The organism is Mycobacterium sp. E2989 (assembly GCF_001667595.1).
Taxonomy (GTDB): domain Bacteria; phylum Actinomycetota; class Actinomycetes; order Mycobacteriales; family Mycobacteriaceae; genus Mycobacterium.
The window spans coordinates 24,850-47,362 of sequence record NZ_LZJX01000102.1 but is presented as its reverse complement, the minus strand read 5'-3'; the positions used below and the strand labels follow the sequence as shown (position 1 = coordinate 47,362).

General features: G+C 68.4%; 24 protein-coding genes. 15 read left to right on the top strand and 9 right to left on the bottom strand.

Annotated features, from left to right (window positions below; all coding sequences use genetic code 11):
* Nucleotides 1-53: 53 nt before the first annotated feature.
* From A5680_RS25835 to A5680_RS17465, 4 genes are all read left to right on the top strand, one after another.
* Entirely contained in the window at nucleotides 54-257 is a 204-nt protein-coding gene (locus A5680_RS25835; protein WP_156675158.1) for a hypothetical protein, read from the top strand.
* A gap of 491 nt (nucleotides 258-748) precedes the next feature.
* The gene (locus A5680_RS26325) at nucleotides 749-1,195 is read left to right on the top strand and encodes a hypothetical protein (protein WP_231977647.1); all 447 of its coding nucleotides are present in this window, start codon (nucleotides 749-751) and stop codon (nucleotides 1,193-1,195) included.
* Between the two features lie 93 nt (nucleotides 1,196-1,288).
* Entirely contained in the window at nucleotides 1,289-1,609 is a 321-nt protein-coding gene (locus A5680_RS17470; protein WP_067821546.1) for a hypothetical protein, read from the top strand.
* Nucleotides 1,610-1,923: 314 nt separating this feature from the next.
* Nucleotides 1,924-3,174, top strand: a complete 1,251-nt coding sequence (locus tag A5680_RS17465) for a phage major capsid protein (RefSeq protein ID WP_082970406.1) — start codon at nucleotides 1,924-1,926, stop codon at nucleotides 3,172-3,174.
* Nucleotides 3,175-3,180: 6 nt separating this feature from the next.
* On the opposite strand, the gene A5680_RS25830 is transcribed toward A5680_RS17465, so the two are convergent.
* On the bottom strand, nucleotides 3,181-3,639 hold the full coding sequence (locus A5680_RS25830) for a hypothetical protein (RefSeq protein WP_156675157.1): 459 nt from the start codon (nucleotides 3,637-3,639) through the stop codon (nucleotides 3,181-3,183).
* Nucleotides 3,640-4,400: 761 nt separating this feature from the next.
* On the opposite strand from A5680_RS25830, the gene A5680_RS17460 reads away from it, so the two are divergent.
* The 9 genes from A5680_RS17460 (at nucleotide 4,401) to A5680_RS17420 (ending at nucleotide 11,598) form a co-directional block, all read left to right on the top strand.
* Nucleotides 4,401-4,787, top strand: coding sequence for a hypothetical protein (locus tag A5680_RS17460; protein WP_156675156.1), 387 nt, complete (start codon nucleotides 4,401-4,403; stop codon nucleotides 4,785-4,787).
* Nucleotides 4,788-5,007: 220 nt separating this feature from the next.
* A complete protein-coding gene (locus A5680_RS17455) occupies nucleotides 5,008-5,376 on the top strand; it encodes a hypothetical protein (protein WP_067821535.1) in 369 nt (122 codons plus the stop codon).
* A 181-nt stretch (nucleotides 5,377-5,557) separates the two neighbouring features.
* Entirely contained in the window at nucleotides 5,558-5,755 is a 198-nt protein-coding gene (locus A5680_RS17450; RefSeq protein WP_067821532.1) for a hypothetical protein, read from the top strand.
* A gap of 743 nt (nucleotides 5,756-6,498) precedes the next feature.
* Entirely contained in the window at nucleotides 6,499-6,987 is a 489-nt protein-coding gene (gene carD / locus A5680_RS17445) for an RNA polymerase-binding transcription factor CarD (protein ID WP_007166539.1), read from the top strand.
* Nucleotides 6,988-7,003: 16 nt separating this feature from the next.
* Nucleotides 7,004-7,675, top strand: coding sequence for a 2-C-methyl-D-erythritol 4-phosphate cytidylyltransferase (gene ispD / locus A5680_RS17440; RefSeq protein WP_067821530.1), 672 nt, complete (start codon nucleotides 7,004-7,006; stop codon nucleotides 7,673-7,675).
* The gene (ispF, locus tag A5680_RS17435; RefSeq protein WP_055399780.1) at nucleotides 7,672-8,151 is read left to right on the top strand and encodes a 2-C-methyl-D-erythritol 2,4-cyclodiphosphate synthase; all 480 of its coding nucleotides are present in this window, start codon (nucleotides 7,672-7,674) and stop codon (nucleotides 8,149-8,151) included. Before ispD ends, ispF begins: the two co-directional genes overlap by 4 nt.
* 129 nt (nucleotides 8,152-8,280) lie before the next feature.
* Entirely contained in the window at nucleotides 8,281-9,699 is a 1,419-nt protein-coding gene (cysS, locus tag A5680_RS17430) for a cysteine--tRNA ligase (RefSeq protein WP_055399775.1), read from the top strand.
* Complete coding sequence (gene rlmB / locus A5680_RS17425) at nucleotides 9,700-10,632, top strand: 23S rRNA (guanosine(2251)-2'-O)-methyltransferase RlmB (protein WP_067821527.1); 933 nt, start codon at nucleotides 9,700-9,702, stop codon at nucleotides 10,630-10,632.
* The gene (locus A5680_RS17420; RefSeq protein ID WP_067821524.1) at nucleotides 10,633-11,598 is read left to right on the top strand and encodes a glycerophosphodiester phosphodiesterase; all 966 of its coding nucleotides are present in this window, start codon (nucleotides 10,633-10,635) and stop codon (nucleotides 11,596-11,598) included.
* 1 nt (nucleotide 11,599) lies between these two features.
* On the opposite strand, the gene A5680_RS17415 is transcribed toward A5680_RS17420, so the two are convergent.
* On the bottom strand, nucleotides 11,600-12,997 hold the full coding sequence (locus A5680_RS17415; RefSeq protein ID WP_231977646.1) for an NAD(P)/FAD-dependent oxidoreductase: 1,398 nt from the start codon (nucleotides 12,995-12,997) through the stop codon (nucleotides 11,600-11,602).
* A gap of 167 nt (nucleotides 12,998-13,164) precedes the next feature.
* Between A5680_RS17415 and A5680_RS17410 the strand changes: the two genes are divergently transcribed.
* Together A5680_RS17410 and A5680_RS17405 are read left to right on the top strand one after the other, a co-directional pair.
* Entirely contained in the window at nucleotides 13,165-15,798 is a 2,634-nt protein-coding gene (locus A5680_RS17410) for an AAA family ATPase (protein ID WP_067821521.1), read from the top strand.
* Between the two features lie 83 nt (nucleotides 15,799-15,881).
* The gene (locus A5680_RS17405; RefSeq protein WP_055399766.1) at nucleotides 15,882-16,193 is read left to right on the top strand and encodes a DUF3303 domain-containing protein; all 312 of its coding nucleotides are present in this window, start codon (nucleotides 15,882-15,884) and stop codon (nucleotides 16,191-16,193) included.
* Here the strand turns inward: A5680_RS17405 and A5680_RS17400 are convergent.
* From A5680_RS17400 to A5680_RS17370, 7 genes are read right to left on the bottom strand one after another with little or no spacing between them, the layout of a single operon-like run.
* Complete coding sequence (locus A5680_RS17400; RefSeq protein ID WP_067821518.1) at nucleotides 16,190-17,431, bottom strand: SLC13 family permease; 1,242 nt, start codon at nucleotides 17,429-17,431, stop codon at nucleotides 16,190-16,192. The two genes, A5680_RS17405 and A5680_RS17400, sit on opposite strands and share 4 nt — an antisense overlap.
* A 10-nt stretch (nucleotides 17,432-17,441) precedes the next feature.
* A complete protein-coding gene (locus tag A5680_RS17395) occupies nucleotides 17,442-18,359 on the bottom strand; it encodes an MBL fold metallo-hydrolase (protein WP_067821515.1) in 918 nt (305 codons plus the stop codon).
* On the bottom strand, nucleotides 18,359-19,117 hold the full coding sequence (locus tag A5680_RS17390; protein WP_067821513.1) for a LamB/YcsF family protein: 759 nt from the start codon (nucleotides 19,115-19,117) through the stop codon (nucleotides 18,359-18,361). Before A5680_RS17390 ends, A5680_RS17395 begins: the two co-directional genes overlap by 1 nt.
* Nucleotides 19,118-19,143: 26 nt before the next feature.
* Nucleotides 19,144-19,857, bottom strand: coding sequence for a sensor domain-containing protein (locus A5680_RS17385; RefSeq protein WP_067821510.1), 714 nt, complete (start codon nucleotides 19,855-19,857; stop codon nucleotides 19,144-19,146).
* A 36-nt stretch (nucleotides 19,858-19,893) separates the two neighbouring features.
* Entirely contained in the window at nucleotides 19,894-20,754 is an 861-nt protein-coding gene (locus tag A5680_RS17380; protein WP_067821507.1) for a metal ABC transporter permease, read from the bottom strand.
* Nucleotides 20,751-21,575 (bottom strand): metal ABC transporter ATP-binding protein, encoded by an 825-nt coding sequence (locus A5680_RS17375; RefSeq protein WP_067821504.1) that lies wholly within the window; start codon nucleotides 21,573-21,575, stop codon nucleotides 20,751-20,753. Before A5680_RS17375 ends, A5680_RS17380 begins: the two co-directional genes overlap by 4 nt.
* Nucleotides 21,572-22,471 (bottom strand): metal ABC transporter solute-binding protein, Zn/Mn family, encoded by a 900-nt coding sequence (locus A5680_RS17370; protein WP_067821569.1) that lies wholly within the window; start codon nucleotides 22,469-22,471, stop codon nucleotides 21,572-21,574. Before A5680_RS17370 ends, A5680_RS17375 begins: the two co-directional genes overlap by 4 nt.
* Nucleotides 22,472-22,513 lie beyond the last annotated feature (42 nt).

The window sequence follows — 22,513 nt, the reverse complement described above, 5'->3', positions numbered from 1 at the left end:
CGCGTTGCGTGTCGTGTAAGCGGTTGCGCCGCACCACATCTACGCTCCTGCGCATGACTGTGGTCGCGTGCGCGGTGTGCTTCGCATATCCGGCTCTGGATTATCCGCACCGCCTCAAGTGCCGCAACTGTGACGCGACAGCACCCAAACAGCCTGCGCGACGACACAACACAGCGCAGGTGAGCAGCGAAGAACCGACGGTGCTCGTCGCATCATGGCAAAGCGAACTCAACACCTACGACCCAAACCTTGTCTAGAACGGGTTTGCTGACCAACCAGCCGCAAACCTCAGCAAACGCCTCCGCAGCGAGCCAACCCCCGACAGCGACGGGAAATTAGCCAGCGACACGCACAACCCCGCAGCTCACCGCTATCTATACAAAGATAGATCCAATCATTGCAATGATGCCGCAGCAACATCACATCAATACACAAACAGGAGCGCGCTGAGCAGCACAAACCTCCTTCGACAACCAGAATTGTCCAAAACCCCTGCATCCCAACGCATCACGACAAAACGACACGCGCGAGATACCGCCGAAACGTTCACTAACCGCCGACGCGTGTTTGCTGACCGCACGGTTTGCGCACGTCAGAGACGTGCAGGGGGGGAGCTAACTTCGCTGAGACACGCCAGGCGGGCGACTGGACGGCACCTAATTTCCATCAAGGCGGGGGTTTGGAATAAATTTCTTCCGGGTTCCTGGCGGACGGGGGTCCAGGCGGTGTTTGCTGAGAGAATCGACTTATGGCTAGGAAGCCGGTGGTGGTCGAGGAGCATGGTTTGCGCGGGTTTCGGCGTGGTTGCCGGTGTGAGGCGTGTCGTGCGGCGAATCGGCTGTATCAGCGTGATTATCAAGCGCGTCGGCGCGGGTTGACGGCGGTCGACCAGCCGGACTTACAGCCGGGTGAGGACGTGGATGCTCGTGCCGCCGCAGGCGCTTTCATGCCTGGTCGGGTGGAGGCGGCGGTGCTGCGCGAGGTGGGCGGCTTGTCGGCCGCCGTTAAGCGTGAGGGTTTGGTGGAGTCGGTGTTGAGCATGGCGCGGGTGCTCGACAATCCGCTGTGCGTCACGACGCATCCTTCTGCCGCACGGCAACTCAGTCTTGGTCTCGACAAGTTGCACGCCGCCTCGTTGCCGGCGAAGGGGCGGTTGGCGTCGGTTGCCGCGATGAGTGCGAGGCGGCCGAAGTGAGTGTGTCGCAGGAGATTCAGGATTTGGTGGTGTTCCTCGCCGGTGTGGATCGACCCGTGTTGATCATGTACGGCGGCGACGAGGAGGAGGACCATGGTGGCTGATCGCCAGAACCTGGCTGCCCTGATGGGTTGGTCGTGCGAACTGGTGAATGGCACGTTCGGTGACTTCGACTTGTCGGCTGCGGAGAAGGTGGCGAGGATTTGCGCCGGTGTGCGGCATGCGACGCGGGATGCGCGTGACGTGGAGGACTTGGTTTTGCATCGGTTGGCGGTCACCACCGAGAATCTTCTGGTCAGCCTCATGTGTCATGGCCGTGATGTCGACGACGCATTGAAGGGTGACGTGCGAGCTGATTTGGAGCAATGGAAGTCGGCGATGCGCGAGTTCCAGGAGCTCCGCGACTCGCTGTGACCAAAGCCAGCAGTTCTGCCTAGCTTTCAGGCCAATTCTGCTTTCGGTTGCGTTATGTATTTGCGGCGCAACACCTTTACACTCCGTGTGTAGCGATCCTGTAAGGGGTTCGCGCAGATCCACAAGTTAATCGGGTGTTGTCGCCGCCGTTAGGTTCCGCCGCCGCCGACTGAGAGGTCCGCCGCCGCCGAACAGGCCGCCGCGCATAGCGCCTGATTTGTTTCGCCGAATAACGCGTGTTCGGCTCATCCGTTTTCTTTGTTGCGCCCTGAAAAGGCTGCGCGCACACGATTTTTTGAAGGGTTGGCTCGCGCATGAGCACGAATCGACAAAATCTGGAAACCCTCGCCAATGCCCTGTATGCAGAGTATGAGAGCCGGCGGATCACGCCGGAGCAGTATCACCGCGAGATGGATCGCCTGGAGGATCAGCAAGCCCGCCTGAAGTCAGTCCGTAGGGCGAAGATGTTGGCGGCTGACACTGCGCCTGAGTCCCGCTTTATGCCGCGTCCGCGCGGCGGTGTGGTGTCGAAAAACCTGTCCCCCATGGACATCCCCGGTGATGAGTTGGCGGGCATGTTCGAGGCGGCGAAACGCCGCCAGCCTTACAGGGTTGAGATCACCACGAAGGCGCTCGACGGCGGCTCGTCAGGCGTCGGTATGAAGACGCCAGGTGCGCCAATCGCGGAAGGTGCGCCGTGGCCGTCAGGCTTGTTTCCGCCTGTGCTGCGACCTGAACTCTCGCAGGAGCTCCGCTACGAGCCGGATCGGATGGCGGACCACATTCCGACGATCGCGCTCGACGCGCCGAGCATCGAGTACCTCGTGCACACCGGGAACACCAACCCGGCAGCCGTGGTCGCTGAACTCGACCCGAAGCCGGACATCGGAATGCAATTGGACACCGCGACTGCGGTGCCGGTCAAGATCGCAGCGCTGGCGTCGGTGTCGATGGAGGCCCTGCAGGATTTCAGCTACTTCTCCAGCTGGGTTCCGCAAGCCCTCACCCGCGCGGTCATCAACACCGAGACGCAGCAGCTGGTGCTGGGGACAGGCTCAGGTGGCCTCTATCCAGGCATGACCGGATTCATCCAAACCGCAGGCGTGCAAACCCGCTCCTACAACGGCGGCGAGGACACCACCGGCCTCGACACGCTGATCCGCGCGTGTAACGACATTCGCGTGGAGTCGACGGTGTACGGCGAAGCGAACCTGATCGCGACGCACCCCACCACGTGGGACAAGCTCAAGCGCAGTAAGACCACCACCGACGCGTTCGTCCTCGCACCAACGGATCCGACATCCATCGGCGCGCTCGACAACCTGTTCGGTGTGCCGGTGATCGTCAACACCATGATCCCTGAAGGCACGGCGGTGGTGCTCGACACCCAGTTAGCGGCACGCTACTTCGTGCGTCAAGCGCTCACATTGGATTTGAATCCATACGGCGATACGCAGTGGACGACGAACCAAATTTCGTTCCGTGCTGAGCAGCGGTCTGTCTTGGCTGTGACGCGTCCGAAGGCGGTCGTCATCGTCACCGGCCTCGACGGAATGGGTAGCTGACAAATGTTACGGACTGGGGTGTTCGAGGCTGCGTCGGATGCGGTGCACGGTGGCTTTCGAGCATCCCAGTTCGTTGGCAATCGCTGTCGGTGTTTTACCGGCGGCGCGCAGCTCCCGCACCTTCTGTTTTATCTGGTCGCTCTTGTAGCGAGAGGGTGGGCGTCGGGCTGGTCGCTGGTTGAGTTTTTGTTGACGAGGGCTGGCCCACTGGCAGTTCTCCGGCGAGTATGGCCCATCGTTGTCGACGCGATCAATCGTGCAACCTGGCGGTTTTGCACCCATGTCGGCGACGAAGTTCCAGAAGCCTTGCGGCCCTCGCCATCTGTCGCAGACGGTGATACCGCGGCCGCCATAATCAGCGCGGGGATTCGGGCCGTGACAGCGTTGCATCATCCCCCGGTACGTGGTGATAAGAGGATGACTTGCTTTGCCTCCCCGCCAGTTCGGATTGTTACTGCCGAGCATTTGCCGTTTGTGGGCTGCTGCTCTCGCTGCACATCTGCCGTCGCAGTAGAACTTTCGTATCGACGGCCACTTCACAGCGAACGGGTTTCCGCACCAGGCGCATGTTCTCGTTATCACGTCTGGGACCGTAGATGTGAACCAAGGAGAGTGAAGAGATATGACCCTACCCAGTCGCCTGCCGCCAGGTACACCGTTGCCTGGCGGCGGCGTCGCCGGACGAATCCTCTACACGTGGACTGATCCGCCGCAGATCGTCTGGCAAGGCTGGCTCACTGATGACGAATCATGGACAGCGACAGAAGGGTTCGCGAATGTGCAGTTTCAGGCTTACCACCCCACACCGCCGTCTGATGCGCCGCCTCAGCCTGACGGCGCACGGTGGACGGTGATGCGGGTGATGCCTCCAGGAGGGTGGTGCAGCCAACTGTGGTGAGACAGCATCTGCCGCACGAAGCCGCGAAAGTCTTGTACTGCTTGGTGTGCAAGACGCGCGGCAGCAAGGTGGCGGCGACGTGGACCGTTGGCGACGGTGATCTGCCGTGCTGCGATATGCACGCCGGATTGCTGGAACGCCACGGCGTCAAAGCGTTAAAACCGAACAGCGGCAAACGATAATGAAAGACGTGGATGCTCGGGTCGGGTTCTTTCGCGATCCGCCTGGCCGGCGTCCGCCGTGGGTGAGCCGAGCGGGGCTTCCTTTCCCCCAACCTTCGTCAGGCTCGGCTCACCCACACCCCTCACAAGAGAGGATGATCATGTCCTTGACGTTTTTCACGGTCACGCAAACCCATCCTGTCGTCGAAGTGGAAACCGACACTTCGTCCTCCGGCGGCGGCGAGCCTGCTGTCGTCCCCCTCACCGGCACGGTCAGTTTCATTCCGTCGCCGAGCTTGATTGAATCCCCCACGCTCGGCACGATCAAGCTCGCCGCGATTCAAGGCTTCATTGACAGCAACGGAGTGTTGCGCGCGCACGACGGCGCGATCGGCGTCGGCCTCGTGGACAACGTTGATCTTGGGCTCGCGTCAGGCGGTCTGACGTATCGGGTGGATTACGGCCTCGGGCATCCTGCGTCGTTCACGTTCGCGGCGCCAGGCGACGGTTCAACCGTCGTCGACTTGAACGCGGTGCCACATCTGGAGGGATGACGGTGTTTCCGCAGCAAGGTTGCCCGCACTGCCACCATCCGCTTTGGCGGCACACATCTGCGACTGACGGCTGGTGCTGCATGATCGTCGGCTGCACCTGTTGCGATAATCCGTTCACAGCCTCGCCAGCCTCGACCGAGCCTTCCAAAAAGCTCTGACCAGCAGGAATACCTTAAGTGTTGTAAGATTATTGATACAACACTTAAGGGCGGAGGTGTCGATGTCCAAAGGGCACGGAAGCCGCCAGCGCGACATCCTCGCGAAGCTGCAGCAGCATCGCGACCACCCACGCGACTACAACGCATGGCTAGCGAAAACGCGGCCGTGGTTTAGGGGTGCCGACGCAGACGAGCGGCACGCCTACTACGTCAAGTGGTACACCGACCACAATCCTGAGTGGGTGACGCTGCGTGAACTCGCCGGCTGCGACCCGCGCTCGCGGTCGTTCAACGACCGCCCGAACTGGAGCGATGTCGAGTCGATACGTCGCGCGGTGCGCAAGCTTGAATCCGAAGGCCTGGTCGAAACGAAAATGATCTGGCGTAACCAGCACGGCCAGAAACAACTAGGCGTCCGACTAGCGCGCTGAGACGGTCATTGAGCGACTTTTGGCCCTACCCGCGTGTACTCGCCCTCACCAAGGATCAGGAGGACGGCCGCTAACCGGATAGGGGGCCCTCATGTTTCGAACGCTAGCTATCGCGGCGACGGTCATCGCCGCGGCGGGCTGCGCAACAGCGCACGCCGATGCGAACGGTTACCTCCGCTGTGTGAATGCCAGCATCGGCGGGTATGTCCCCGCCGACCAGGCGCTGGCCCTGGGTCGCACCATCAGTCAAGGGCTGGCGATCCCGAATGGTTCGCGAACGGGTCTCATCAACCGGATTTACGCCAATGGGACCAACGGGTTCAGCTTGACCGAGGTGGAGAGCATCGTCGAGTGCGTCGAGCACAACCAGCCGCTGTAGGCCGCTTCGTCGGTCATCGGTCGCAGCAAGATTGAACGTCATTACCCCGGCTGCCGCGCGCGCCCGGCGACACGCCGAACACAAGTGGTTGTGTTGCGCGTTTCTGCGGGACCCCGGGGGTAGTGTTGGGCCGCGGACGCGTTTCGTTTATGGGGTCCGGGTGGTGATAAACCTCCCGGACTTCGCACGTGGGCGTAGCAGGTTCGCCAGAGTCTCCTGATAAGTCGCTCTCGGTGGGTTCAACTCCCACTACGTCCACGTGCGAGGTCCGGGAGGTCGGTAGACCTAGGAACCTACAGGAAATGTTGTAGCCAGCGCACTGGCAACTGTAGCGTCCTGTGGCCACAACGTCACGTAGGCGCGAATCACAGTTTTCACACTGACCACATCTGACGGTTTGGGCGGTGCGTAGCTGGGTTCAGAACTATGAGTTGCACATAGTTGAATGGTCCGCGCTGTTCGCGCAGCTCACGCACAATGCTTGCGCGCGAGTAATGCACAGTAGTAGGAAGGTTTCCCGCGCGATAGCGCGGGGCGTAAGACCAGCCCGGAAGCCCTTCGGCGGGGTCCGTCGGGGCCGCCCTCGGGGCCGAATGACGACGTTGGTAATGTGCGTCACTGCACGTTCTGCTCGCCCTGTCAACCCCTAATCTGCGCGTGTTGTGCCCCTGACCTGCATCGTTGCTCCGCACGCGATTGGGCGGCCGTGTTAGGATTGACGTAACGAAAGGGGCTCGAATCAGATGATCTTCAAGGTCGGCGACACCGTTGTTTACCCGCATCACGGTGCTGCGTTAGTCGAGGCGATTGAAACCCGCACCATCAAAGGGGAACAAAAGGAATATCTCGTCTTGAAGGTGGCGCAGGGAGACCTGACCGTTCGAGTGCCCGCTGACAACGCCGAATACGTCGGTGTCCGCGACGTCGTGGGCCAGGAAGGCCTCGACAAGGTGTTCCAGGTGTTGCGGGCCCCGCACACCGAAGAGCCGACGAACTGGTCGCGCCGCTACAAGGCCAACCTGGAAAAGCTGGCCTCCGGCGACGTCAACAAGGTGGCCGAGGTAGTGCGCGACCTGTGGCGTCGCGACCAGGAACGCGGTTTGTCCGCCGGTGAGAAGCGCATGCTGGCCAAGGCCCGCCAGATCCTGGTCGGAGAATTGGCCCTGGCCGAGAGCACCGACGACGCCAAAGCGGAAACCATCCTCGACGAGGTTCTCGCCGCCGCTTCCTGAAGGCCCTGACGCTCCGGTGGTCACGGGCACGGTCGTCGCAGTGGTCCCGGCCGCAGGGTCGGGGGAGCGATTGGGCGCCGGCATTCCCAAGGCATTCTGCGAGGTCGATGGGCGCACCCTGCTGGACCGCGCCGTCGCCGGTTTGCTGGATTCTTCCGTCGTCGACCACGTGGTGGTCGCCGTTCCGGCGGCCCGGGTCGACGAGGCCAAGCGGGCCCTGGGCGGGCGGGCGACCGTCGTCGCCGGCGGGGCCGACCGCACCACATCCGTGAGCCTGGCGCTGGCGGCGCTGCCCGGTGACCCCGAGTTCGTGCTCGTCCACGATGCCGCCCGCGCCCTGACGCCCCCCGCGCTGATCGTGCGGGTGGTGGAGGCGCTGCGGGCCGGGCACGGCGCGGTCGTGCCCGCGCTGCCCCTGCATGACACCATCAAGGCCGTGGACGCCAACGGAGTGGTCCTGGGCACGCCCGAGCGGGCCGGCCTGCGCGCCGTGCAGACCCCGCAAGGGTTCGCCCGCGAGCTGCTGCTGCGGGCCTACCAGCGCGCCGGCACCGCCGAATTCACCGACGACGCATCGCTAGTCGAGCACGTCGGGGGCCAGGTTCAGGTGGTCGACGGCGACCCGCTGGCCTTCAAGATCACCACCCGGCTCGATCTCCTGCTGGCCGAAGCGATCGTGCGCGGGTGAGCGAGCTGCCGCGGGTCGGCCTCGGCGTCGACGTGCATCCGATCGAGCCCGGGCGGCCGTGCTGGCTGGTGGGGTTGCTGTTCGACGGGGCCGACGGCTGCGCCGGCCACTCCGACGGCGACGTGGGGGCGCACGCGCTGTGCGACGCGCTGTTGTCGGCCGCAGGGCTGGGCGATCTCGGCGCCGTCTTCGGGGTCGACGACCCGCGCTGGCGGGGCGTCAGCGGCGCCGACATGCTGCGTCACGTCGCCGACCTGGTGGCGCGCGCGGGCTTTCGACTCGGAAACGCCGCGGTGCAGCTGATCGGCAACCAGCCCAGGGTCGGTCCCCGCCGTGACGAGGCGCAGCGGGTGCTCACCGAGTTGCTGGGCGCGCCGGTGTCGGTTTCGGCGACGACGACCGACGGTTTGGGGCTGACCGGCCGCGGCGAGGGACGTGCCGCCATCGCCACCGCACTGGTGGTTCCCGCCGGCTGAGGCGCGCTCGCCCGAGCGTCACGCCAGCGTGGCGTCGGGCGCCGACAGCCGCGCTGGCGCGACACTCGAGGGGCGCCGCCGGGATCGCGGTCGCCGGTCACGACAATTGGCCCGGTAAGCTGGCACGTCGTGACCGATCGCGCCCGTCTGCGGCTACACGACACGGCGGCCGGTGCCGTGCGTGACTTCGTCCCGCTGCGCGAGGGCCACGTCTCCATCTACCTGTGTGGCGCCACCGTGCAGGGCCTGCCGCACATCGGGCATGTCCGCAGCGGCGTGGCCTTCGACATCCTGCGCCGGTGGCTGATGGCGCGCGGTTGCGACGTCGCGTTCATCCGCAACGTCACCGACATCGAGGACAAGATCCTGGCGAAGGCCGCCGCGGCCGGCCGCCCGTGGTGGGAGTGGGCGGCCACCTACGAGCGCGCCTTCAGCGCCGCCTACGACGCTTTGGACGTCATGCCGCCATCGGCCGAACCGCGAGCCACCGGGCACATCACTCAGATGGTCGAATTGATGGACCGCCTGATCGAAACCGGCCACGCCTACGCGGCCGCCGGCGACGTCTACTTCGACGTGCGCAGCTACCCGGACTACGGCCAGCTGTCCGGGCACAAGATCGACGACGTCCATCAGGGCGAGGGCGTGGCCACCGGCAAGCGCGACCAGCGCGACTTCACGCTGTGGAAGGGCGAAAAGCCCGGGGAACCGTCGTGGCCCTCGCCGTGGGGCCGCGGCCGTCCGGGCTGGCACCTGGAGTGCTCGGCGATGGCCCGCACCTACCTGGGACCAGAATTCGACATCCATTGCGGCGGAATGGATTTGGTGTTCCCGCACCACGAGAACGAGATCGCGCAGAGCCGCGCCGCCGGCGACGGGTTCGCCCGCTACTGGCTGCACAACGGCTGGGTCACCATGGGCGGCGAGAAGATGAGCAAGTCGCTGGGCAACGTGCTGGCCATCCCGGCGCTGTTGGAGAGGGTGCGACCGGCGGAGCTGCGCTACTACCTGGGCAGCGCGCATTACCGGTCGATGCTGGAATTCTCCGACACCGCCCTGCAGGACGCGGTGAAAGCTTATGTGGGCGTTGAGGAATTCCTGCACCGCGTCCGCGTTCGCGTCGGCGCCGTCGAGCCCGGCGAATGGACCCCGCACTTCGCCGAGGCGCTCGACGACGACTTGGCCGTCCCGGCCGCGCTGGCCGAGGTGCACCACGCCCGCGCGGAGGGCAACCGGGCCCTCGACAGCGGCGATCACGAGGGCGCGCTGCGGCATGCCCGCGCGATCCGCGCCATGATGGGCATCCTGGGCTGCGACCCACTCGACGAGCGCTGGGAGACCCGCGACGAGACGTCGGCCGCCCTGGCCGCCGTCGAGGTGCTGGTGCGGGCCGAGTTGGAAAACCGGGAAAAGGCGCGCGAGCAACGCAATTGGGCACTCGCCGACGAGATCCGGGACCGGCTGAAGATCGCCGGCATCGAGGTCACCGACACCGCCGACGGGCCGCAGTGGTCGCTACAGGCCGGCGAAGAAAAGCGCGCCGACTAGATGGCCGGCAATTCGCGGCGCCGCGGGGCGATCCGCAAAGCGGGCAGCAAGAAGGGGCCCACCGTCGGCTCGGGCGGCCAGCGCCGCCGGGGCCTGGAGGGCCGCGGACCCACCCCGCCGGCGCACCTGCGCCCCAACCACCCCGCCGCCAAGCGCGCCCAGTCCCAGTCGCGCCGGCCCGCCAAGCGGCCGACCGACGAGACGGAAACCGTGCTCGGCCGCAACCCGGTGCTGGAATGCCTGCGTGCCGGTGTTCCGGCGACCGCCCTGTACGTGGCCGTGGGCATCGACGCCGACGAACGGGTCACCGAAAGCGTTGCCCGCGCCGCGGATTCGGGCATCTCGATCCTCGAGGTGCCGCGCACCGACCTGGACCGGATGACCAGCAACCACCTGCATCAGGGCATCGCCCTGCAGGTGCCTCCGTACAACTACGCCCACCCCGACGATCTGTTGACGGCCGCGCTCAACACCCCGCCCGCGCTGTTGGTCGCGTTGGACAACATCTCCGATCCCCGCAACCTGGGCGCGATCGTGCGGTCGGTCGCGGCGTTCGGCGGTCACGGCGTGCTGATCCCGCAGCGGCGTTCGGCGTCGGTGACCGCGGTGGCCTGGCGCACCAGCGCCGGCGCCGCGGCCCGCGTCCCGGTGGCCCGGGCCACCAATCTCACCAGGACGCTTAAGGATTGGGCCGACCGCGGCATCCGGGTGATCGGCCTGGACGCCGACGGCGACACCATGGTCGACGACGTGGACGGCGCCGACCCGCTGGTGGTGGTCGTCGGGTCGGAAGGCAAAGGGCTGTCGCGACTGGTGCGGCAGAACTGCGACGAGGTGGTGTCCATCCCGATGGCCGGGCAGGCCGAATCGCTGAACGCCTCGGTGGCCGCCGGGGTGGTGCTCGCCGAAATCGCCCGTCAGCGCAGGCATTAATTGTTAGCACGCCTCGTCGCCGCGCTGCTGGGGCTGGGCCTGCTCTGTGCGTCGAACGCCTCGGCGCAACCAGCCGGCTTCGACCTGCAGGCCCACCGCGGCGGGCGCGGGGAGACCACCGAGGAATCGTTGCGCGCGTTTGCGAAGGCGCTCGAATTGGGCGTCGACACACTCGAACTCGACGTCAACATCACCAGGGATGGGCAACCGCTGGTGTGGCACGACCCGACGATCGACGCCGAGAAATGCGCCGACACCGGACCCGCGTTCACCGGCGACCCGCAGTACCCCTACGTCGGCAAGCTGGTCCACGAGCTGACCGTGGCCCAGATCCGCACGCTCGACTGCGGGCGGCGGCTGGCCGAGTTCCCCGACGCCGAAGTGGTGCGGGGCAACAAAATAGCCGTCCTGCCGGAGGTGTTCGCGCTCGCCGACTCCTACCACGCCGCCGTGCGCTACGACATCGAGACCAAGGTGGCGGCCGACCGGCCCGGCACGTCGGCCGACCCCCAGCAGTTCGTCGACGTGATCCTGGCGGCGGTCAGATCGGCGGGCAAGCTCGACCGGGTGGAGATCGAAAGCTTCGACTGGCGGACGCTGCCGCTGGTTCACCGTGCCGAGCCGTCGATTCCGTTGGTCGCCTTGTACAACGAGCAGACGTGGTCCCCGGGCTCACCGTGGCTGGCCGGCGTCGACGCCGGCGCCGTAGGCGATCCGATGCTCGGCGCGCTGCTGGTGGGCGCCAACGTCGTCTCGCCCCGTTATGCGCTGGTCGCCGGGGCGGCCTATGTCGACCACGCGCACGCGTTGGGGCTCAAGGTCATTGCATGGACCGTCAACGACGCCGGCGCCATGCGCGAGCAGATCGGTTACGGCGTCGACGGCATCATCACCGACTTCCCGACCCTGCTGCGCGGCGTGCTGGGCGAACTCGGGATGCCGCTGCCGCCGGCCTACCACCGGTAGGTCAGGGCACCGCCTTCACCAGAACGTCGGCGGGCGCGTCAGGTTGCTCGACACCGTGCCGGCGCCCGCGGGCGGCGCGCCAGATCATGTTCGGGCGCAACAGTTTCGTCGCGGGGTCGACGAGCGAGGTCACCCTGATGAACTGATTGAACGCGACGGTGTCGCTTTCGGCCGCCGCGAGCACGCGATCGACGTACTTGTTGAACAATCGCGCGACCAGCGGTGCGGTGCCCTCGATTTCGGGCAGGGCAAGGTCGGGGTTGGTCGACAGCTGCCACGCCTGGCGAATCGGCGCCGCCGCGGCGCGGAAGAAGCGCCGCGCCAGGTCGTCGCCGCCGGCGGAGAGGCAGTCGCGCAGCGCCAACGCCTCGAGCGCGGCCACCGTCATGCCCTGGCCATAGATCGGGTTGAAGCTGCAGATCGCGTCGCCGGTGACCAGCAGGCCCTCGGGGAAGCGCCGCATCCTGTCGTAGCGCCGCCACCGGCTGCACGGCACCCGGTGCCGCACCGGCTCCCCGATGGGTTCGGCCGCGCGCACCGCGGCCAGCAGATGGGCCGGCGCGCAGTCCGCCACGAAATCACACAACGTCGCAAGATCGAGCGTCTTCGGCTCCTCGCCGGCCACCCCCATCACCGTGAGCAGCCAGGTGTCGTTCTCGCAGTGCAACAGGCCGCAACCCCTCGGCCGGCCCGGCACGATCCCGACGAGGAAGCCGAGCTCCCGCGGCGCGTCCGACGTGATCCGCAGCGCCTGGCTGGCGTACGTCAGCTGGACTACGACGCGATCCTCGCGCGGGCGGTCGTATCCCAGGCTTTCCAGCCACGTGGGGGTGCGGGCGGCGCGCCCGGTGGCGTCGACGACCAGGTCCGCGTGCAGCGTGACGGGTTCGCCGCTGTGTTGACCGACGACCCGCACCCCGGTGACGCGGTGCCGGTCCGCCGTTGAGATCAGGCCCAAGATGCTGTGGTCGTCGAGCAGCGTGACGTTGGGGATCTCACGCAGCCGGATGCGGACGTGGTCCTCGAGGAAGGGCCGGGTCGCGCTGTAGGCGGTCAACCCGGTGGCGCTGCCGCGCCGCGCCATCAGGTGGCCGCCCACGTCGTAGTACAGCCCGGACAGGTCCTGGCCGTCGAAGTACTGTGCGCCGTCGAGGATCATCTCGTCGAGGACGCCGGGGAACATCCCCTCGATCACCTGGGCGCCCCGGGCCAACAGCGCGTGCAGGTGCCGGCCCTGCGGCACGCCCCGGCGGGCGGTGTCGGCGTCGGGGAGCGGGTCGCGCTCCACGACGGTGACCGTGTCGAAGAAGTCGGCGAGCGACCGCGCGGCCAGCAAACCGGCCATGCTCGCTCCCAACACCACCGCGTGATTACCGATCCTGGCCCTCATGTCGGACATGACCCGCCGCCTTTCTGACCCGCAAGCTGACGAAAGCCATGCTCACAGCGCGCGCTGGGGGCCGATAGCGTAGTCCGCTACGCGACTTGGGTGAGCGGACCGGGCACGGCGCGCCGAAACGCCGACAATCGGCCACGCCGCTGCCGCCGCGCGGTTATAGTCGCCGCGTGATCAGCGGTGATCTGCTGATTGGGCGCGACAACGAGTTAGCAACCATTCGACGCGCCCTGAGCGGGGCTGACCAGCACTCCGGGGTGCTGATCGCGGGCGCCGCCGGGGTGGGCAAGACCCGGCTGGCCCGCGAAGCGCTGCGGCGCGCCGGGGCGTCGGGTGAGCGCATCAAATGGATTGTCGGCACCCAGTCGGCCCGCGCGCTGCCGCTCGGAGCCTTCATCGGCCTCCTCGGCGACGCGATGTCCGATCCGCTGACCAACGTTCGACGCGTGATCGAGTCGTTCGTGGCGCGCCAGCATCGGGGCCGCGTGGTGATCGGGGTCGACGACGCGCACCTGCTGGATGGGTTGTCGGCGCTGGTGATTCACCAGCTGGCACAGTCCGGCGGGGCCCGGCTGGTGGTCACGGTGCGCACCGGCGGCGAAGAGCCCGACGCGGTGACGGCGTTGTGGAAGGACGGCCTGCTGAGTCGCCTCGACCTGGAGCCGCTCTCCGCCGCGGCGACGCGCGAGGTGATCGAGCGGACGCTGGGCGGTCCGGTCGACGCGCGATGCGCGGCCCGGTTCCGGCGGCTCACCGGCGGCAACACCCTGTTTCTTCGGCAGCTGCTGAGCGATCAGATGGCGGCCGGACGGGTCCGGCAGGTGGCCGGGGTGTGGATGTGGGACGGCGACGTCGCGGTTTCGGCCAGCCTGTCCGAAACGGTGGGGCGCCAGCTCGGCCGCCTGACCCCGCCGCTCGCGCTGGTGGTCGACACCCTGTCGCAGTGCGAGCCGCTGCCGGTGGACCTGTTGTGCGACTTGGTTTCTCGCGAGGACTTGGTGGCCGCCGAAGCGATGGGCCTGGTGAACGTCGAACGCACCGCCGGCGGTTTGGTGGCCAGGCTCGCGCACCCGCTGTACGGGGAGCTTCGCCGCGCCGGCGCCGGCGAGATGTATCTGTCGAAGATCCGGGGCAGGCTGGCGACGCGGCTGGCGCAGGACGGCGACGCCGACATGCAGGCCACGGTGCGCCGGGCGCTGCTGAGCCTGGAGTCGGATCTGGACCCGCAACCGGAGCTGTATCTGGAATCGGCCCGGCACGCGATGTCGCTGTTGGACCTGGAGCTGGCCGACCGGCTTGCCAACGCCGCCGCGCAGGCCGGGGCGCCTGGGGCGGCGGGGGTGCGCGCGACGAACCTGGTGCTGCTCGGTCGCGGCGAGCAGGCCGAGGAGGCGTTGCGGGCGATCACCGGCGGCCCCGGCGGCGATGCGCCGGACGCGCACTACTGGGCGACCCTGCGTGCGGCCAACCTGGTGTGGATGCTAGGCAGGCCGGCGGACGCCGCGGTGATCCTCGACGGCCTTGCCGAGGCGGCCGAGACGCCGGCCCAGGTGGCCGCGCGGTTGGCGGTGCAGGCGTGCCTGGATGCGGTGGCCGCGCGCTGTCAGCTCGCGGCCGAAAGGGCCAGGGCCGCGCTGGATTCGGATGGGCTGCCGGATTTCCACGCGATGATGGCGTCGTTGGCCTTGATCATGGCGATGGGGGCGTTGGGACGGGTCGACGGCCTGGCCGCCGAGGCCGAGCAGGCGCTGCGCCGGGCGACCACATCCTTCGAGGCCTCGCACATGCGGTTCTGGTTCGGCGCCGTCTACGGGCGGGCTTGCCGGTTGACGGGCCGCATCGACGAATTCGTCAGTCTGGCAAAGACAATGGCCGACGCGGCGCGCGACGTCCCGGGTCTGGCCTACGCGAACCTGGCCCTGCTGCTCGGCAACGCCGACCTGGCCCGCGGGGCAGTCGCCGAAGCGGCCCGGCTGGTCCACGAAGCCCTCGCCGGTGCGCAAATACACGCCACCACAAGCGGTCTGCGACCGGCGAGCTATTTCGCCCTGGCCGAGGCGCACGGCAAGCTCGGGCACCCGGCCGAAGCGAACGACGCGGTCGCCGGGGCGCGGTCCTGCGTGCCGGCCGACTACTTGTTCATGCACACGGGCCTTTCGCTGGCCAACGGGTGGGCGCTCGCGGCAAGCGGTCGCCTCGGCGAGGCGGTGGCGACCGCGCAGAGCGCCGCGCTGCTCGCGCGCGAGCGCGGGCAGCCGACCCACGAACTGGCCTGCATTCAGGCCTCGGCGCAATGGGGGGACGCGTCGGGGGCGCCGCGGGCCCGGGAGCTGGCCGGGGCGTTGTCGCTGCCGCTGGCCGACGCCATCGCGTCGCACGCGGAGGCCCTGCTGGCCGGGAATGGCGAGGGCCTGCTGGCGGTTTCGGCGGCCTATCGGGCGATCGGTGACCGGGCCGCGGCCGCCGACGCGGCCGCGCAGGCATCCGCGGCGTTCATCGACGGCCAACAGCACAAGCGCGGCCTTTACGCCGCGGCGCTGGCCGGCGAGTTGGCCGAGGAATGTGGCGGCCTGTGCACACCGGCGTTGCGGACGCCCGCGGGCCTCAAGCTGTCGGGTCGCCAGCGCGACGTCATCGAACTCGCCGTGGCCGGTCTGTCCAACCGCCAGATCGCCGAGAAGTTGGTGATGTCGGTGCGCACGGTGGAGGGCCACATCTACCGGGCCTGCCAGCGGGTGGGCGCCCAGTCACGCGAGGAACTGGCGACTATCATCCGGTCGGGGCCGGGCGCCGGGTCCGGTTGACCCCGTTTCGAGTAGGCGGCTACTCGTGCGCCGAACGTAATCCGGCCCTAGCGTTGCGATCCCGACGAGAAAAGGAGATCGCGATGAAATACGTGGTGGCTTGGACATATCGCCTGAACGGAACGGCGGCCGAGAACGACGAAAGCTTGCGCCGCGGCCTGGCCGCGTACTCGAAGTGGTCGCAACCACAGACCACGACGTATCACCAGTTCGTCGGCCGCATCGACGGCGGCGGTGGATTCGCGGTGCTGGAATCCGACAATCCGGCCGATTTGGTCGAGACCACAAGCCAATTCGCCACCGTCCTGGATTACCGGATCTATCCCGTCGTCGACATCGCCGAAGCGGCGCGGGCGCTGCAGCAGGGGGTGGAATTCCGGGAGGCGATCGGCTAGGCGCCGAGCAGCCGCACCGAAGCCCACAGGGCGAGCACCGCGATCACCAGGGAGACGGGCACGGTGCACAATCCGAGGCGGCTGTATTCGCCGACGCCGGCGTCGACGTCGTGCTGGCGAAGCACGCGCCGCCACAACAGGTTCGACAGCGATCCGACGTAGGTCAGGTTGGGGCCGATGTTGACGCCGAGCAGGACGGCCAGGATGGCGACCGGTCCGCTCGGCGCGACCAATGGCAGCAACACCAGGGTGGCGGGCAGGTTGTTCACGACGTTCGCCAGCACGGCGGCCACCGCGGCGATGGCCAGCAGGGCGGGCAGCGTCGAGCCGGAGGGCAGCACCGCCGACATCGCCCTGTCCATGCCGTTGACCATGACCGCCCGCACCACCACGCCGAGGGCGAGCACGAACACCAGGAACGACACGTGCACCGAACGGGCGATGTCGACCACCGAGGTGTGTCCCCTGCTCAGGCTGCGCACGGCCAGCACGACCGCCCCGGCGAGCGCCACCCAGGCCGGCGCCACCCCGATGGACTGTGCCACCGCGAACCCCGCGAGCGTGAGCCCCACCACCACCAACACGAACACCGGCGGCCGCGGCGCCGGTCCCGGCTGCTCCGGCCGCGGCTGCACCCGCAGGTCGCGCGCGAAGAACCAACGGAACACCGCGTACAGCGTGACCACCACGCCCACCCACGGCAACGCCATCAGCAGGGTGAACCGCGTGAACGAAAGGTGGGCGGCGTGGAACGCCAGCAGGTTGGTCAGATTCGACACCGGCAGCAGCAGGGAGGCGCCGTTGGCCAGGTGTGCGGTGGCATAGGCGTACGGCCGCACCGGGGTTCGCAGCCGGCGGACGGCCGCCAGCACCACCGGGGTCAGCAACACCACGGCGGTGTCCAGGCTCAGCACGGCGGTGATCAGGGAGGCGATGACGAACACCCGGCGCAACAGGCCGCCCGATCCGACGCGCCCGCGGGTGATCGCCGCACCCGCCGCCTCGAACAGGCCCTCGTCGTCGCACAGCTTGGCCAGCACCAGCACTGCACCGAGGAACCCGACCACCCCCGCAAGCCCGGCCACCTCCTCGACCGCCTGATGCACCGAAATCGCGCCGACCGCGATCAGGATCAGGGCCGCCGGAACCGCCGCCACCGCCTCGGGCCAGCCCCGCGGACGCACCACGGCGAAGGCCAGCACGGCAGCGAGCAGCACCAGCGCAAGGGTCAGGGTCAATGTAACCGCTTCAGGCCCAAGGATTCTCGCGTCGCCACACCGTAGGCAGGTGCAGCGAGACGCCGTCGGACATGGCCAACTCGTCGAGGACTTCGATCGAGGTGTCCAGGTCGTCACCCGCATACGGCAAGGCCCGCAGCGGTTTTGACAGCGGCCGGAAGAAGTCGTCCCAGTGGATGAGGATCACCCGGCGCGCGCCCACCGCGCGGACGGTCTCGTTCCAGTAGTCGGCCAGGTAGGACCGCGGTTGCAGCCCGAGCTGCCCCACGGACAGGTAGACGGCGTCGGCGCGCCGGCCGGCAAGCGCGCCCTCGACGAACCCGGCGCTGCCCTGGATCAACAGCCGGCGGCCCGAGGGCCGGTGGTGCACCAGCGTCGACCATGACTCGCCGCAACGGTAGGCCGACGCCTTGACCGGCGGCGTCAGCGGCTCGTCGATCGTGCCGGGGAACCGGTCCGGGGGGCAGTGATGGGACTCCACGAGCGTCACGTCGTAGGCCCCCAACGCGATCGGCTCTCCGCTGGCGGCGATCACGATGCGGTCCTCGGGCAGCCCGTATCCGCGCCCGACGTTGGCCGCCGACCGGCCGCCCACCAGCCGCGCGCCGGTGCGGTCGGCCACCAGCGCGGAGTCCAGCGCGTGATCGATGTGGGTGTGCACCGGGATCACGGCCTGCAGCCGGGACACCTTGGCCCGGGCCAGGCAACCGTCCACGCGGGCCGGTGACGGCGCCACTTTGCCGGCGGCCACCCGCGCCAGGCCCGGCCGGGAGAAGTAGCCGTCGGTGAGCAGCGCCGACGAGCCGTCGTCGACGAGCAGCGTCGCCACGCCCATCCACGTCACCGACAGGGATCCGGGTTCGGCGGCGGGCGCGTCGAACCGGTCCGCGTACCGCGCGATGTCGGGTCGACCGGGCTTGAGCCGCATCAGCGAAACGCCCCGATCTCGACGCCGGCCGCCGTGAGCCGGTCCCGCACGGCGGTCGCGATCTGCACCGCACCGGGCGAATCGCCATGCACGCAAACCGATTCCGCCGTAACCGTGACCGATGTGGCGTCGACGGCGGTGACCCGGCCGCTGGTCACCATGCCCAGCACGCGGTCGGCGATCGCGGCCGCGTCGTGCAGCACGGCGCCGGGCTCCCGGCGGGACACCAGCCGGCCGTCCGGCCGGTAGGCGCGATCGGCGAAGGCTTCGGCCACCGTGCGCAAGCCACGGGTCGAGGCCTCGTCGAAGAACACCGAACCCGCCATGCCCAGCACCGGCAGCCCCGGGTCCACCATCCGCACCGCCTCCGCGACCGCGGCCGCCTGATCGCGGTTGGTGATGATCGAGTTATACAGCGCCCCATGGGGTTTGACGTAGGAAACCGCGGAGCCGGATGCGCGCGCGATCGCCTGCAGCGCGCCGATCTGATAGACGACGTCGGCGGCGAGGTCGTCGGCGGAGACGTCGATGAAGCGCCTGCCGAACCCGGCCAGGTCTCGATAGCTCACCTGCGCGCCGATGCGGACGCCGCGCTCGGCGGCCGACCGGCAGACGCGCAGGAGGCCGGCCGGGTCCCCGGCATGGAATCCGCACGCGACGTTGGCGCTGGTGACGATCCGCAGCATGGCGTCGTCATCGCCCAGGCGCCAGACGCCGAAGCCCTCGCCGAGGTCGGCGTTGAGGTCGATGCGGGCCACCCGCCCAGCTTATGGGGCGGCCGTCGCTACCGGGTGACGACCGCCGCCGCGACTTGTTGGGCGATGTCCACCGCGGACCCACCCGGCAGGAACGAGCCGCAGGTGGCCACGTCGATGACGACGTTATTGCGCGCGGTCAGCGCGCGCTGGCACCGCCAGCCGTCTTCGCTGCCTTGCTGCTCTTCGGACGTGCTGAGCGTGCCGCCGACCGCGTGGGAATCGGCCACCGCCCACGCGACCTCGGGCTGCCCCGGCGGATGGTCGACGAACCGGCGGTTGGCGCAGGCGGACCACCTGCGCGCCGATGCCTCGTAGAACGCGTTGGCTTGCCGGGCGGTGGGGTAGGCGATCACGGCCTGGTCGACGGAATAGTTGCGCACCATGGGGTTGTCGTAGCTGTCGTCCAGTCGCTCGCCGCGCACCGCGGTCCAGCCGGTGTCCGCGTACACGGCCTGCTGGGCGGGCCCGGCCATGGCCAGGCAGCTCTTGTCGCTGAACGTGCCGCTGGAGTCCCACATGTCCTGCGTGCGGTACCGGATCCGCAGTGCCGCACCCAGGATGTCGTAGATCTTCCTGTCGTCGAGCAGCAGCCCGTCCAGGGCGGTGACGGCCACTGGAGCCTGAGAGAGCGGACCGTGGTTGTCCGCGGGCGCGGCGCTGCCGCCGACGGTGGTGGTGCAGCCCGCCGTCAGGGCACACACCGCCGCCTGCAGGACGCTCGCGAATTGCCTACGCACCAGAGCCTTTCGGACGCGGGCTTATCGGTGTCGACAAGCTTAGGCCGCGAACTCCTGCCGGCGCCCCAGCAACCAACAGGCCAGGTAGATCAGGAACGAAATGCCCGCCACGAACACCGACACCGGGACGCCCGGCGCCAGCGACAGCACGATGCCCCCGACCGCGGAAACCTCGGCGAAGATCACCGAGGCCACCAGCGCGGCCGCCGGGGAGGCCACCACCCGGGCGGCCGCGGCCGCCGGCGTGATCAGCAGCGACATCACCAGCAGGGCCCCGACCACCTGGACGGCCTGAGCGGCCACCACGCCTACCAGCGCGGCGAACACGATGCCGAGCGCGCGAACGGGCACGCCGCGGGCCGCGGCGACGTCGGGATCGACGGTCGCGAACAGCAGCGGGCGATAGCACGTCGCGATGACGGCGATCACGAGCAGGCACACCAGCGCCAGCATGGCCAGTCCCGTGTAGCCGACGCCGACGATCTGTCCGGTGAGCAACGCGAAGCTGGTCGCGGTCCGGCCCGGGTAGAGGTAGAGGAACAGCACCGCCAGGCCCAGCCCGAAGGCCAGCACCACGCCGATGACCGAATCACGCTCGCGGGCCCGCCGGCCCAGGACGCCGAACAGCGCCGCCGCCAGGGCACTGCCGACCAGGGCGCCCACCCCCACTTCGATGCCCACCAGTAACGCGAAAGCCGCTCCGGTCAAGGACAATTCGCTGGAACCGTGCACGGCGAACGACATCTGGCGCATGACGATGAACGGCCCGATCAGCCCGGCCACCAGCCCCAGCAGCGCGGCCGCGATCAGCGCCTGCTGGACGAAGTCGTGGCCGAGCAGATGGGCGGTGATGTCGAAGTCGAGCAGGTGGGCCAGGACGTCGGTGAGCCGGTGATTCACGGGTGGGCCTCGTCGGTCGTATCGCCCACCACCACGTAGCGGTCCTTGACCTTGACCACCTGGATGTCGGCCCGATACAGCATCGACAGCGTCTGGGTGGTCATCACTTCCTCCACCGTGCCGATCCGGAACCGCCCGTCGACCAGGTAGATCAGCCGGTCGACGTACGGCAGGATCGCGTTGACGTCGTGGGTGACGACGATGACGGTGGTCGCGGCGTCCCGGCGGCGCCGGTCGATCAGGGCGGACACCAGCTTCGCGTTCGCCGGGTCAAGCGCCAGCAGCGGCTCGTCGCACAGCAGCAGCATCGGGTCGCTGACCAGCGCCTGCGCGACGCGCATCCGCTGCAGCTCGCCACCCGACATCACGCCCACCCGGACATCCGCCAGGTGTTCGGCGTTGACCTGCCGCAGCGCCGCGGCCACGGCCGCCCGCCGGCGGGCCCGGTCGGCGGATCGCAGGGGCATGGCGCCCCAGCGATGCCCGTCGACACCCAGCCGCACCAGGTCGCGACCCCGCAGCATCACCTCGTGGTCCATCGGTCGGTGCTGCGGCACGTAGCCGACGCGCCCGCTGCCCGAGGTCATCGGCTTCCCGTCCACCAGCGCGGTTCCCGCGGACAGCGGCAGCTGACCGAGCAGCACCTTGAGCAACGACGTTTTGCCGCTGCCGTTCGGGCCGAGGACGGCGATGAACTCGCCGCGCGACACCGTCAGGTCGAGATGGTCCCACAGCACCCGGTCACCGAAAGCCAGACGGGCGCCGCGCAGCGAGACGGTGTCCGGGTGGCGGTCGACGGCGTGGACCGCGTCGAGCGTCACGGCTGCACTGACCGGCGTGATTGCAGCGCGGCCAGCAACTGGTTGACCGTATTGCGTTGCCACGTCAGGTAATCCGTGCCCTCGGGGAGGGTCTCGCTGACCTCGGTCACCGGCACGCCCGCGCGCCGCGCGGCGTCGCGCACGCCGTTGATCGCGGCGGTGGATGTCTGCGGGTTGACCAGAAGCGCCGCCACCTGACGGTGGTTGATCAGGTCGAGGACGAACGCCATGTCGGACGGCGAGGGATCCGTCTCGTTCTCGTTGGCCGCGGTGAAGGCGGGCGGCGTGCGGTTGATCAAGCCGGACGCCGAAAGCAGGTAGTACCCGACGGGTTCGGTCGCGATGACCGCGGTGCCCGGGTAGGCGCTGGCGATGGCGTGTTCGGAGATGGCGATCGCGTCCGCGCCGCGGCAGAACTCGGCCGCGTTGGCACGGTAGTCGGCGGCGTGCGCCGGGTCGATGGCGGCCACGCGGTCCGCGATGGCGAACGCCACCGATTTGGCGACGTCGAGGTCGTAGAAGACGTGCTCGTTGGCCGGTTGCTCCCCGGTGGCGGTTGCCTTCAGGAACGAGTAGGCGCCGATGGACTTCACGCCGGGGTGACTGGCCAGCACCTGCTCCACCCAGGGGTCGTAGCCGCCGCCGTTGTAGACGATCAGGGTGGCGTCGGTGATGGCGGCCGCGTCCGAAGGGCTGGCTTGGTAGGAGTGCGGGTCGGTGTCGCCCCCGGTCAGGATCGACCTGACCGCGATGTGACGGCCGGTGACGGCGCTGGCCACGCTGCCCCATACGCCGGTGGAGGCGACGACGGTGGCCGCCCGCGGGTGCGCGACGCCGCCACAGCCGACGGCGGCCAGCAAGGCCAGCGCGGCGGGCAGCCAACGCAGCCCGGCCATCGCGATCCGCCCCCGCCTCAGCGCCATGCGCACGTTCGATGT